Raw genomic sequence first — 12,518 nt, 5'->3', positions numbered from 1 at the left:
TCCCGGCCAACCGAGTGGGAGTGGGCCGAGTTCGCCGGAGCCGGCTCCTCCCGGCTCTGGTACCCCGCCGTGCGCGAGGGCGACGGACTCCGTCCCGGCGAGCGGCTCGGCCGGCTCGTCTCCCCGGCCTCCGGCCCGGGGCACGAGATCGTCACGACCGTCTTCTACGCCCTGCACGCCCGGACGGCGGCGCCGGGCACCGAACTCGCGGCCATCGCGCGCCGCGTCCGCCCGGCCGACCGGTTCCTCCGCTGATCCGCCACGGCCGAGAGGCGGCTTCGCGTCCGGTCAGGACGCCGGCGGCCGCGTGCCCTGCAGGCGGGGATCCGGGCCCAACGCCGTGAGCAGGTCGGCCACCCGGTGGTGGGCCTCCAGCGGGTGCCGCAGCCGGCCTTCCGGGTGGATCTTGTAGTGGTTGCGCCTGCCGACGCGCTCGCGTTCGAGGTAGCCCTCCGCGATCAGGTCGCCGAGGATGAGCTGCACCCCGCGTTCGGTGATGCCGACCCGCTCGGCGATCTCGTGCAGCGTGCGGTCCGGATCCTCGGCCACGCACAGCAGAACGTGCGCGTGGTTGCTGAGGAACGTCCACGAAGCCATACCGGGCACCTTAACCGTCCGAACTTGACAGACGAAGTGTAGTTCGTCATTCTGGAGTCACGGAGGGGAGTACCCGCCCGGTCCGGCATCGTCAGTCCGGCTGCCCGTGCGCAGCCCGGTGCCGGCGTCACACTCGTGTGGCCGGGGAGACCTCTGGTTCGAAGCCGGACCAGAGGAGTTGTCTGTGACTGTCCCGTTCTGGGCCTGGGCCGCCGTGCTCGGCGTCATCCTGGTCATGCTCGCGGTCGACCTGGCCGCCCATCGCCGGGCGCACGTCGTCGGCGTCCGCGAAGCGCTCGCGTGGTCCGGCGTGTGGGTGACGCTGGGGCTCGCCTTCGGCGCGGTCGTCTGGTGGGCCTGGGGCGCGGAGTTCGCGGGCCAGTACTTCGCCGGCTACGTCATCGAAAAGTCGCTCGCGGTCGACAACGTCTTCGTGTTCGCCATCATCTTCGGGTACTTCGCCGTCCCCCGCGAACACCAGCACCGCATCCTGTTCTACGGCGTGGTCGGCGCCCTCGTGTTCCGGGCGGTGTTCATCGCCGCGGGCTCGGTCCTCATCGCGAGCTTCGCCTGGATCCTCTACGTCTTCGGCGCTTTCCTCGTCGTCACCGGCGTGCGCATGGCGCTGCACCGGGACGAGACCGTCGACTACGACCGGAACGTCGTGCTGCGGGCGTTCCGCCGGGTCGTCCCGTCCACCGATGTCCACCACGGCGGGAAGTTCCTCGTCCGGCAGGCCGGCCGGTGGGTGGCCACGCCGCTGCTCGCCGTCCTGGTGCTGATCGAGGTCACCGACGTCGTCTTCGCGGTCGACTCGATCCCGGCGATCTTCGCCGTCACCCAGGAGCCGTTCCTCGTGTTCACGTCGAACGCCTTCGCCGTCCTCGGCCTGCGGGCGATGTACTTCCTGCTCGCCGACCTCATGCACCGGTTCGTCTACCTCAAGCTCGGCCTGGCCATGGTGCTGGCCTGGGTGGGCGTGAAGATGCTGCTGCTGGACGTCGTCAAGATCCCGACCCCGCTGTCGCTGGCCGTCGTCGGCGTGATCCTCGCGACCGCCGTCACCGCCAGCCTGGTCCGCACGCGGACCACCGTCTGACTCCCCCGTCCGCCCAGGAAAGGAAAATCACCATGCGCCCGACGAACCGACTCGCGGTGGCCGTTCTCGGCGGCGGCCTCGCGCTGGCCCTCGCCGGCTGCGGCGTCGCCCAGCAGGCCTCCGACACGGCCGGGCAGATCGGCGACGCCGCCTCGACCGCCACCGTCTGCGCGGAAGCGGTGAAGATCGCCACGGCCACGCCCGACCTGAGCAATCCCCAGGCCGCGGCCGACCGCGCCCACGCGGCCGCCGACGAGCTGACCGGGCTGGCCTCGCGAGCCGGCAACACCACGGCCGGCGAGGCGATCGACACCCTGGCCGGCACCCTGCGCCAGACCACGGTCGACGACCTCGTCAGCACGCCGGCGGACTGGCTGCGGAAGAAGACCGACCAGGTTTCCGCGCTGACCAAGGCCTGCGGCCTCTGACCCCGCGGGACCGGCCTTCCCGGCCGGCCGGACACCGGTCTTCCGCGCCGGGCACCGGCTCGTGCTGCCGGTGATCCCGGGCCGGCTCAGGCAGTGGTCAGTTCGAAGGTCTCCTCGGCCAGCTTGGCCGCCCCCTCGCGCACGTCCTCGTCGAGCTTGCGGAACAGCTGCTCGGCGCGGATCGCCGGCCAGTCCGGCGGCAGGTGCTCGGCCGGGAGGTGGGGATCCTGCCGGACGACGTGCAACCAGTCCGCGTGCAGCACCAGCTGCCGCGTCAGGTCGTCCGGCAACGCCGGCCTCCCGGAGTCCCACTTCGCCAGGAAGTCCCGGTACCGCGAGGCGATCGTCTCGGTGTCGAAGGCCTTGCGGACGAGCTCGGCCGCTTCCGTCGGCTTCGCGGGGTGCGCCGTGAAGACCGTGACGTGCCCGTCGAGGCCGAGCTGCTCGACGATGACCGTGACGTCCCGGACGCCCGGGGCGACCCACAGGCCGTTCTGCAGCAGGCCGAAGCCCGCCCAGGTCAGTTTCCGGCGCAGGTCGTGCCGGTCGCCGCGGCGCGTGTCCGGCAGCGAGAAGCCGACCAGCGTCCAGCCGCCGTCCCAGGACCGGTTGACCGCGCCGGTCTCCCAGATCCGCCGCCTGCCGTCCTCGAGGACCGCGGCGAGCCGCGGGCTGAGTCCGAAGTAGACCTTGCGGCCGTTGCGGTGGCGCGTCAGCAGCCCGCTGCCCGCCATGCGCGTCAGCGTCGAGCGCACCGCCTCCTCCGAGACGCCGACCCGCCCGAAGACGTCGATCACGCTCCCCGAGTAGATCGCCGCCGGCCGGCCGAGCAGGTGGATGCCCAGGAAGGTCAGCATGACGGACTTCGGGCGGGGCCCGGAGCCGGTCTCGTCGAGGTGCACCACGTCCGTCAGCGTAACGCCGGGCGCCGCGAACCTGATGTTGTGCAGATTATTGACGGCCGTCATGTCCCTGACTAACGTTGGGCCCCGCCCCACCGTCGTCCGTCCCGGACGAACCCGTAGCCGTCGCAACGCCCCCAACGACGAGGGTGACCTCCATGAGCACTCAGCTCCGCAGAGCGGTCGCTTCCAGCTTCCTCGGCAGCCTGATCGAGTACTACGACTTCCTCCTCTACGCCACGGCCAGCGCGGTGGTCTTCGGCAAGGTCTTCTTCGCCGACCTCGATCCGGCGCTCGCGACGGTCGCCAGCTTCGGCACGTTCACCACCGGCTACCTCGCCCGCCCGCTCGGCGGCCTGCTCTTCGGCCACTTCGGCGACCGGCTGGGCCGCAAGCGGATGCTCGTCCTGACCATGACCCTGATGGGCATCTCGAGCTTCCTCATCGGCCTGCTCCCCGGCTACGAGCAGATCGGGGCGGTCGCCCCGCTGGGTCTGGTCCTGCTGCGCGTGGTCCAGGGCATCGCCGTCGGCGGCGAGTGGGGCGGCGCGGTGCTGATGTCCGCCGAGCACGCGCGCTCCCGCCGTGGCCTGTGGGCCGGCTTCACCAACGCCGGCGCCCCGAGCGGCATGGTCGTCTCGACGCTCGCGATGTCCGGCACGGCCGCCCTCACCTCCGAGGCCGACTTCCTCGCCTGGGGCTGGCGGATCCCGTTCCTGCTCAGCATCGTCCTGCTCGCGATCGGCCTGTTCGTCCGTTCCCGCGTCGACGAGACTCCGGCGTTCCTGGCCGCCCGGAAGGAAACGCGACGCCGGATCCCCCTGGTCGCGGTGCTGCGGGACCACCCGCGCGTGCTCCTGCTGGGGGTGGGCGTCGGGCTCGCCGCGTTCGTCGTGCAGGCCACGCTGACCACCTTCGTGCTCGCCTACGGCGTCCAGCACGGACACCCCCGGCAGGAGGTGCTCAACGCGCTCACGCTGTCCTCGGCCTGCGCCGTGGTGGGGATCCTGCTGTGGTCCGCGCTGTCCGACCGGATCGGCCGCCGCCCGGTCGTCCTGGCCGGCGTGGTCGTCATGGCCGTGTTCGGGTTCCTGCTGTTCCCGATGGTCCGCAGCGGCAGCGGCCTCCTGCTCGTCCTGGCCCTGGTGATCGGCCAGGGCGTGATCCACCCGATGATGTACGGCCCGCTGGCGGCGCTCTACTCGGAACTGTTCGCGACGGAAAACCGCTACACGGGCGCGTCCCTGGGCTACCAGCTCGCCGGCCTCGGCGCGGGCTTCGCCCCGCTGATCTTCGCGGAGCTGCAACGCGCCAACGGCGGCGGCTCGACCACTCCGGTGTCCTGGACGATCGCCGCTTTCTGCCTGCTGTCGGCAGTTTGCGTGGTGGCGCTGCGGGAGACGAACCGCCGGGACCTCACGCCGGAGGCGACCACGGGCACTCCCGTCGACCAGCGGGAGGGAAACCGCCGATGAGCTCGTGCGGGAGTCCGGCAGCACGGCCGCACTCCCGCACGAGCCACCGGGTCGACGGGCGCCGGCCCGGCTCACCGGCCATCGTCACCGCCGGCGCGGACGGGGTGGCGTTCACCGTGACCGACACCGGGACGGGCATCGCCGCCGAGCACCTGCCGCACGTGTCCGACCGCTTCTGCCGCGCCGACCCGTCCCGCAGCCGCGCCACCGGCGGCAGCGGGCTCGGGCTCGCCTATCTCCAAGCACCTGGTGGAGGCGCACGGCGGCGAGCTGTCGGTGACCAGCACCCCCGGCCGCGGGTCGCCGTTCACCATCCGGCTCGGACGGTGGACGGCGCCCTCAGTCGAGGCAGAACTCGTTGCCCTCGACGTCCTGCATCACGATGCACGACTCGTTTTCGTCGTCGGCGAGCAGGACCTGCTCGCGGACCGCGCCGAGCGCGACCAGGCGCGCGCACTCGGCTTCGAGGGTGGCGAGGCGCTCTTCACCCACGAGCCCGGTGCCGACCCGCACGTCGAGGTGCACCCGGTTCTTGACGACCTTGCCTTCGGGTACGCGCTGGAAGTACAGCCGCGGGCCCACCCCGGTGGGGTCCATGCAGGCGAACGAGGCACCCCGGCGCTCGGGCGGCAGCGAACGCTCGTAGTCGTCCCAGGTGGCGAACCCCTCCGGCGGCGACGGCACGACGTAGCCCAGCACCTCGCACCAGAACCGGGCGACCCGCTCGGGTTCCGCGCAGTCGAAGGTGACCTGGACCTGTTTGATCGACCCCATCGGCCCATCATAGGGGCGCGAGCCGGCCGCCCGGACGTCATCGCCGCCCGGCGAGCCGGGCCCCGGGGCCGGCGGGGATCATTTGCCGATGCCGATCACCTCACCGCAGGCCCGGGCGCGCCGGACCGAACGCTGGTTCCTGCGCCGCGGGACGCCGACGATGATCGCCGGGTACGGCTTCGTGGAGCACATCCTGCCGCGCATGCTGCCGGCGCTGGCGTTCGTGACGATCGCCAGCCTCGCGTGGCTGCTCCCGCTCCGCACGGCCGGCACCGGCCGCTGGGTGCTGCTCGGCGTGGTCGTCGCGGCGACCCTCGCGGCCTGGGTGACGCTCTCGGCGTTCGTCCGGCGGCTCCCCCGCTTCTCGCGCCCGGCGACCATCGCGATCCTCGCCGCCTACGCCACCATGCCCCTCGCCGTCCCGCTGCTGCAGCTCGCCGTCGACGGCGCCGTCACCCCGCCCGGCGGCCACGCACTCGGCCTTCTCGGGTTCGTGGTGTTCTTCGCCGCCGTCTTCGCGGCGACGTACGTCGTCACGACCTACGGCCTGGCGTCGCTGGTGCGCCAGGCGATCCAGCACGCGCTCCACGACCTGCGCCACAGCGTGCACGTGCTCGGCCGGGCCCTGCCCGTGCTGCTGTTCGTCACGCTGTTCCTGTTCTTCACCAGCGAGCTGTGGCAGCTGATGAACCAGCTCGCCTGGTGGCGGCTCGCCCTGGTCGTCGCCCTCTTCGGCGCCGTCACCGTGCTGGCGGCGGCGTCGCGCCTGCGCGACGAAATCGGCCGGGTCGAACAGGATCTGAGCCCGCCCATGCTGGCCGTGGCGTGCCAGGGCACCCCCCTCGCCGACGCGGCGCTCGACACCCCGATCCGGCCGGTGGGCCTCAACGGGCGCCAGAAACGCAACCTGCTGCTGGTGCTCGCCAGCCGCCAGCTCGTCCAGGCGGTGGTGATCGGGCTGGCGCTGTTCGCCTTCTTCGTCCTCCTCGGCCTGATCGTCGTGACGCCGGTGACGGCGCAGCAGTGGATCGGCGCCGAACCCGCGATTTCGGTGCTGCTGCCCGGAATACCGGTCGCGTTGCTGCGCAACGCCACGCTCCTGGCGGGATTCGGCAGCATGTACTTCGCGGTCACGTCGATGAGCGACAACGAGCACCGCAAGCAGTTCTTCGCCCCGATCATCGACGAAATCGAACGCACCCTCGCGGTGCGGGCCGTCTACCTCGCATTCCGTTAGCCGAGCGTCGATACACCGGAAGACCGGGAGAACTGGGTGCGCTTCCGGGCCGGCGTCACGCCCCCGGGGTCAAGCGCCGGCGCGGCGTACGGCTCGGCCCAGGTGCAGGTAGAGCGCGTGGCCGGTGCCGTCGTCGCCCAGGAAGGCGTGGGGCATGTGCATGCCGCGGTCCGGCCGGAGCGGGATCAGCATGCCCTCGCGGTAGTGGACGAGCTCGGTGCGCTCGACCCGCCCGCCCATCTCGGCGAAGATCCCCTTGGGAGCCTGCTCGATCCAGATGCGGCCGTCGTCGTCCTGGCTCACGGTGAGGTCGAAGACGTCGGCCGAGTACGTGCCGAGGTAGCGCTCGGCGTCGATCCGCTCGGGGGCCGGCGGCGGTGCCGGCAGGGCGGGCAACGCCACCTCGGTGAGCTCGCGGAGGACGTGGCCCACGACGTCGTGGTACAGCGAAACGACGTCGCCGCCGTTGGTCAGCAGTGCGACGGCCAGCCCGGCCTCGGGGACCATCCGGAGGAACGCGCCCTGCCCGATGGTGCTGCCGTCGTGGCCGATGATCGTCCCGGCCGGCGTGTCGAACCGTTCGAACCCCAGCCCCCACGACGTTCCCATCAGTCCGAGGTCCGGCAGGTCGACCTCGCGGGCGTGCATCCGGGCCGCGGTTCCCGGGGCCAGCACCCGGGTTCCGTCGGCCGCTCGGCCGTCCTCGAGGTGCATCCGGGCGAAGGTGACGAGGTCCCGCGGCCGCATCGCGAGCATCGAGCCGGCCGGTGCGTTCGACCGCGCCATCGCCCACATCGGGGCGGGCACGTACCCGGCGCCCGGCTCGGGCTCGACGTGGCCGACCGCGGCGCGGAACATGATCGCCTCGTACGGTCCGGTCGCGGTGTGGGTGAGGCCCAGCGGCGCGGCGAGGTGCTCGCGCAGGCACCCGTCGTACGGCTTCCCGCGCAGCACTTCGACGAGCCGGCCGAGCACGCAGTAACCGGCGTTGTTGTAGGAGAACTGCTCCCCGGGCGGGAACAGCTGCGGGGTCCCGCCGAGCGTCGCGACGTACTTCTCGAGGCAGTCGTCGCCGACGCCCGTGTCGGTGAAGATGTCGCCTTCGAAGCCCGCCGTGTGGTTGAGCAGCTGCCGGACGGTGATCCGCGCGGCGGCCGTCTCGTCGGCGATGCGGAACTCCGCCAGGTACGTGCGGACCGGCTCGTCGAGGTCGATCACGCCCTCGTCGGCCAGCTGCAGGACCAGGGTGCTGGTCCACAGCTTGGTGACCGACCCGATCTGGAAGACCGAGTCCGCGGTCGCCTCGACGCCGGTCGCCTTGCTGAGCGAACCGGCGGCCCCGTCGGCCACCCGGCCGCCCTGCAGCACGGCCCACGCCGCACCCGGAACGTCGTACTTCCGCAGCAGCAGCGGCAATCGCTCGTCAAGCCACGCCTGGACGTCGTCAAGGTTGCTCATGCGCCAAGACTAGGAACGAGACGGACGGAAGAGTTCGTCGTCGGCGACGAGCGGACCGCGCGAACTTGGTCGTCCTCGACCATCCGGTTTCGTGGCGTCCCCAAGCGGTCGGGGCACGCCGTTCGGCGGCGAGTTCGAGAACGCCGGCTTCCTCACCATCGGCCGTGGCCCAGCCGCCGGTCTTGGTCAACGCGGCCGATCAGGGCGCGGTCCACGCCGGGGCCGGGGAGTCACGCCGAGGCGGGCGCGCTGAACCGCAGCACATTCCCGGCCGGGATCGCGCGTCCGCGGTCGGGCGCAGCAGGTCGACGCCGAGGGAGGTGGGCGCTGTCCTCCGGTGCGGGCTCTCCCCCGGCCGGGCCGGTCCGCGCCGGGCTCGCCGGAGAAGTCGTTCAGATCCCACGGATCCGCGACGAGCACCGGCCGTCCTGCCGGCGCACGAGCGCGCGACGACGTGGTCGGTCAGCACTGGCCGCGTCGCGGGCCGGCAGCCGCAGCCCGATGTCCTGGTGTAGTACCCGACGCTGCGGCCGAGGTCGGCGACCGTCAGTTCGACGGCGCCAGGTCCAGCTCCGTCATGGCGTTCCCTTCTTCGCCGCGAAGACGCGCTCGATGGGGCTCGTCAGGCGCGAAACGACACCCATGCCCCGGAGAGAGCGTAGATGAGCAGCTGCCGCAAGGCTTTCCGGTCGATCTCCGGCCGGCCACGGCCGCCCGGCGGCTCCCCGTGGTCGACGTGGACCCGGGCGTTCTTGTCGAGCACGCGGACGGCCTCACCGCCGGCGTGCGTGCGCGCCCGGACCGCCTCGAGGAGCCCGCCTCGGCGAGGGCGACCTGCCCGGTCCCGGCGTGGATGTCGAGCGACCCGCCCTGCCGCCGGACGGCCGCGCTCTACGCGTACGTCGACGACTTGAGCGAACTCCAGGCCCTGGTCCTCGACCTCGCGCTGGACGAGGTCACCGTCGGCGAGGCCGGCGAACCCTGGCGCGACCGCCTCGAACGGCTCCTGCGGTCCTATGCGACCGTGCTGGCGAAGAGCCCCGCCCTCGCGCAGCTGGCCTTCCAGACGGCCGCGGTGGGCCCCAACGCCTTGCGCATCGCCGAAGCGATCCTCGAGATCCTGGCCGAGGCCGGCGTCGAGCCGGCGGCCGCCGCGTGGGCCGTGAACGTGCTGACGATGTCGATGGCCGCGGTGGCGGCGGAACGCGCGTACGGCCTCGGCCCCGCCGCCCCGGACGGCCCGGTCACCCAGGCGGTCAACCGGGCCCCGGCCGCCGAGTACCCGCGCGTGCACGCCGCCCGCGAGGACATCATGTCCGGCACCGGCGAGGAGAGGTTCGCCTGGTCGGTGGACGTCCTGATCCGCGGAATCCTTTCCACCGGGCGGCCCCACCACCCCGCGTGACGCCGGAGGATCACCGGTTCAAGGCCGTTGCGGCGCCGCTCGCCCAGTTCCGGAGCCAGGTGCTCCAGGCGGGTCCGACCTTCGCCGCGCTCGCGAATTCGAGGACGCACGCCGCCAGGTCTTCGCGGGTGAGGTGCAGCCGGCCGGTCTTCTTGTCGGGCTGGGCGTGGCGGTGGAAGGCCTCGGCGAACACCGGCAGGCGGGTCCCGATCAACCGCCACACCGCCGACAGCTCGACCGAACGCCAGGTGTCGCGCTCGAACGCGGCCAGCAGGATCGCCACGAACAGCAGGTAGAACCCGGTCGACGAAGCCGGCCCGCCGGGCGGCGGCGGGAAGTGCTCGCGGACGACCGCGGACTCGAACGGCGGCTGCAGCGCGGCCAGCGTGTCCCCCGCCCGCGCGTCGACCAGCTCGTCCGAGGCCAGCAGGTCGGCCAGCACGGCCTTGTCGTCGAACATCGGCCGGCCGGGCGGCTCCGGCGGGGTGCCGGGCCCGGGCTCGCCGGAGGGCACGGTCGCCCCGCCGGGCCTGCCGATCTCGGCCAGCCCGGCCACCACCGGCCACGACAGCGGCACCACCGCTTCCGGGGTCTCGGCGAGGCAGGCGAGCATCTCGTGCAGCTCCGGGTCGAGTTCACCGGCGGCGAAGAACATCCGGAGCCGCTCCACCAGCGGGCCGGGCCCCTCCTCCCGCGCGGACGCCGGCACCGACACGAGCGCACGCGGCCCCAGGGTCCCGACGTAGTGCCCGGCGGTGACGAGCCCGCGGCGGCAGAGCCCGGCGAGCACCTCCGGGTGATCGGGCCCGAGCCGGGCCGCCACGCCGGAGAGCATCGGGCGCAGGGTTTCCGCACTGCCGTTCAGCGACGCGGTCAGGTCGGCCGGCGCGGCCCCGGCTTCGACCCGGATGAGCAGCTCGTCCACGACGGCCGCGCCGATCGCGGCTTCGCTGGCCGGGCTGTCGGCGAGGATCCGGGCGCAGGTCCGCCGCGCGACCGGGACCACCTCGCGCGGAACGCCCAGCAGCAGCCCGAGCAGCCGCGGATCCGGGTTGCGCCCGTAGACCGCGACGGCCGTGGCGCAGAGCCGTTCCAGCACCCGCGGGGTCGGCCGCATGAACCGCAGGCAGCGCAGCGCGAAGTCGAGGTGGATGCGCCGCGAGTTGTCCAGCACCAGCAGTTCCAGGCAGTCGTCGATGCCGTCCGCGCGGCGGGTGTCGAACTGCTGGATCGCGATCTGCGGCACCACTTCGCTCGTGTTGAACTGGATCATCGGCCGGATCATCCCGACCAGGTCCCGGGCGCTGTCGCAGTGCCGGACGATGAAACACGCGGCGAAGTACTCCAGGAACGTCCGGTGGGTGAACCCGAAGAGCCGCTCCCCCCGCTCGGACGTCCCGGTCTGCGCGAGCAGCCAGGCCCGGCCGGCGCAGAAGTCGAGGAAGTCCTGGGCCTGGCCGGACGCCGACTCGGCGTCGTCGACGACGTTGCGCTGGAAGTAGTCCTTGATGTTCTGCTTCAGCCGTCCCTCCGGCAGGCCGCCCTGGACGCCGTCGTTGTTGAAGAAGTTGTAAGCCAGTTCCTGGATCAGGTACCGGGTCTGGGTGTTCGACTTGAAGGACACCGGCACCCGGCGCACCCGGTCCCAGCGTTCGAACAACAGCTCCGCGCATTCCTCGTACACCTGCGGCCGGTTCTCCGGGATGTAGCCCTCGTACTCGTAGATCATGCACAGCAGGGACAGCATCAGCGGGTTGGTGCGCAGGTCGCCGACGTGCACGCTGTCGTCGAGGAAGTTGCGCGCCCGCTCGTCGGCCCGGAAGACCCGCGGGTCGGCGACGATCTTGAACCAGCGCTCGACGTAGCACCGCAGCTGCTCGCCGGTGAAGTCCGGCAGGTGGTAGACGGGGAACGAGGCCGGGTCGAGACGGGCGTGCGGGTACCCCTCTTCCCGGGAGGTCACCACGACGGTGACGAGCGGGTAGCGGCGGCTGAACATCTCGATCGCCGTCACCGTCGCGCGGCGCAGGTTGACGTCGGCGATCTCGTCCAGCCCGTCGAAGACGACGACGGCGAGCCCCAGCCGCAGCACGTCCCGGATGGTCCCGACGTCGAACTCGGCCTGGGCGAGCACGCGCAGGGTTTCCGCGAGGATGCCCAGGTACGAGTCGGTCGGCGACGGGTGGTCCTTGAGTTCCACGACCATCGGCGCCGCGGCGGTTTCCCCGTTCCGGCCGGCCACCCGGTAGAGCAGGTTGCGGATGAAGGTGCTCTTCCCCGCACCCGGGTGGCCGACGACCACGAACCGCCGGTCGCTCAGCTCCTCCTCGGCCACCGGCGCCGCGTCGGCCGCCCGGTCGTCCGCGGCGTGGACGCCGGCCCGCGGGGTGAGGAACCGGGAGACGTAGATCTGCTCGATCGGAACCTGGTGGTCCTCCCGGGAATGCGGCATCACCAGTTTGGCGTAGCGCGTCCGCATCGCCTGCTGGATGACGCGGATGGCGGTCTGCGCCGCGGCGACCCGCCGGCGTTGCGGGGAGAGCGTCCACCGGTCGGCGATCGCGGAGGACAGCGCCGACTGCTCGGGAGCGCCCTGCCGGAGGCTCGTCGCGTACACGAGGTCGTCGGCGCTGAAGACGTTCTCCTCGCGGAGCTGGCGGACGTGGAGCCGGACGCAGCCGCACAGGTCCGCCCACAGCGTGGCGGCGATGCGCCCGGCCTGCTCGTCCGGCAGGTCCAGGTTCTCCGACAGCTCCGCGGCGAACGTCTCCCCGAGGCGTTCGCGTTCCTCGCCGGCTCCCTCGGTGTCTTCGGTGATCTCGAGGTACGCGTAGATCTCCAGCAACCCGGTGCACAACCGCCCGGACAGGTAGGCCGAAACCTTGTCCTCCTGGGCCTTGGCGAGTTTCACCTGGCTCCAGTACGGGGACTTCCGGACCACCGACGGCGCGGGCCGGAGCTTGTGCGCGGCGGCCTTCCAGGCGGGAGCCGAGGCGCGGACGGCCATGCCGCCCACCGCCTTCGCCGCCGATTGCGCGACAAGTGCAGCCAGCCCCGACGACAACATGCCGATGATGCTACCGAACGGGACGCCGCCGCACGGGCGTTCTCACCGACCGCCGCCGAGACCGGGCTTGTGCTTG

At 72.2% G+C, this 12,518-nt stretch carries 11 protein-coding genes and 1 pseudogene; 7 read left to right on the top strand and 5 right to left on the bottom strand.

Annotated elements, in window-relative coordinates:
- Window positions 1-69 precede the first annotated feature (69 nt).
- On the top strand, window positions 70-255 hold the full coding sequence (locus ACH54P_RS48775) for a hypothetical protein (protein WP_489910134.1): 186 nt from the start codon (window positions 70-72) through the stop codon (window positions 253-255).
- A 33-nt stretch (window positions 256-288) separates the two neighbouring features.
- Here ACH54P_RS48775 and ACH54P_RS48770 read toward each other — a convergent pair whose 3' ends face one another.
- On the bottom strand, window positions 289-597 hold the full coding sequence (locus ACH54P_RS48770) for a helix-turn-helix transcriptional regulator (protein WP_489910133.1): 309 nt from the start codon (window positions 595-597) through the stop codon (window positions 289-291).
- Between the two features lie 184 nt (window positions 598-781).
- Here ACH54P_RS48770 and ACH54P_RS48765 point away from each other — a divergent pair, with 184 nt between their 5' ends.
- Both ACH54P_RS48765 and ACH54P_RS48760 read left to right on the top strand, forming a co-directional pair.
- Complete coding sequence (locus tag ACH54P_RS48765) at window positions 782-1,696, top strand: TerC family protein (RefSeq protein WP_489910132.1); 915 nt, start codon at window positions 782-784, stop codon at window positions 1,694-1,696.
- A gap of 32 nt (window positions 1,697-1,728) precedes the next feature.
- Window positions 1,729-2,124, top strand: a complete 396-nt coding sequence (locus ACH54P_RS48760; RefSeq protein ID WP_489910131.1) for a bacteriophage spanin2 family protein — start codon at window positions 1,729-1,731, stop codon at window positions 2,122-2,124.
- An 86-nt stretch (window positions 2,125-2,210) separates the two neighbouring features.
- On the opposite strand, the gene ACH54P_RS48755 is transcribed toward ACH54P_RS48760, so the two are convergent.
- Window positions 2,211-3,029, bottom strand: coding sequence for a PaaX family transcriptional regulator (locus tag ACH54P_RS48755; protein ID WP_489910130.1), 819 nt, complete (start codon window positions 3,027-3,029; stop codon window positions 2,211-2,213).
- 155 nt (window positions 3,030-3,184) lie between these two features.
- Here ACH54P_RS48755 and ACH54P_RS48750 point away from each other — a divergent pair, with 155 nt between their 5' ends.
- Both ACH54P_RS48750 and ACH54P_RS48745 read left to right on the top strand, forming a co-directional pair.
- Window positions 3,185-4,501 carry an MFS transporter gene (locus tag ACH54P_RS48750; RefSeq protein ID WP_489910129.1) on the top strand — a complete coding sequence of 439 codons (1,317 nt, stop codon included), beginning with the start codon at window positions 3,185-3,187 and terminating at the stop codon, window positions 4,499-4,501.
- Window positions 4,498-4,677: pseudogene (locus ACH54P_RS48745) on the top strand (hypothetical protein); the annotation flags it as partial. The gene ACH54P_RS48750 and the pseudogene ACH54P_RS48745, both read left to right, overlap by 4 nt.
- Window positions 4,678-4,840: 163 nt before the next feature.
- Here the strand turns inward: ACH54P_RS48745 and ACH54P_RS48740 are convergent.
- Window positions 4,841-5,275, bottom strand: coding sequence for a VOC family protein (locus ACH54P_RS48740; protein ID WP_489910128.1), 435 nt, complete (start codon window positions 5,273-5,275; stop codon window positions 4,841-4,843).
- An 88-nt stretch (window positions 5,276-5,363) separates the two neighbouring features.
- Here ACH54P_RS48740 and ACH54P_RS48735 point away from each other — a divergent pair, with 88 nt between their 5' ends.
- Window positions 5,364-6,512: a hypothetical protein gene (locus tag ACH54P_RS48735; RefSeq protein ID WP_489910127.1), complete on the top strand. Its 1,149-nt coding sequence runs from the start codon at window positions 5,364-5,366 to the stop codon at window positions 6,510-6,512.
- A 69-nt stretch (window positions 6,513-6,581) separates the two neighbouring features.
- Here ACH54P_RS48735 and ACH54P_RS48730 read toward each other — a convergent pair whose 3' ends face one another.
- Window positions 6,582-7,970: a serine hydrolase domain-containing protein gene (locus ACH54P_RS48730; protein WP_489910126.1), complete on the bottom strand. Its 1,389-nt coding sequence runs from the start codon at window positions 7,968-7,970 to the stop codon at window positions 6,582-6,584.
- Window positions 7,971-8,697: 727 nt separating this feature from the next.
- Between ACH54P_RS48730 and ACH54P_RS48725 the strand changes: the two genes are divergently transcribed.
- Window positions 8,698-9,375: a TetR/AcrR family transcriptional regulator C-terminal domain-containing protein gene (locus ACH54P_RS48725; protein WP_489910125.1), complete on the top strand. Its 678-nt coding sequence runs from the start codon at window positions 8,698-8,700 to the stop codon at window positions 9,373-9,375.
- Between the two features lie 10 nt (window positions 9,376-9,385).
- Here the strand turns inward: ACH54P_RS48725 and ACH54P_RS48720 are convergent, their stop codons facing one another.
- Window positions 9,386-12,442 carry an NACHT domain-containing protein gene (locus tag ACH54P_RS48720; protein WP_489910124.1) on the bottom strand — a complete coding sequence of 1,019 codons (3,057 nt, stop codon included), beginning with the start codon at window positions 12,440-12,442 and terminating at the stop codon, window positions 9,386-9,388.
- Window positions 12,443-12,518: the final 76 nt, after the last annotated feature.

The sequence above is a fragment of the Amycolatopsis sp. N2S4-7 genome, assembly GCF_058119595.1.
This window is presented reverse-complemented; position numbering and strand designations above follow the sequence as displayed.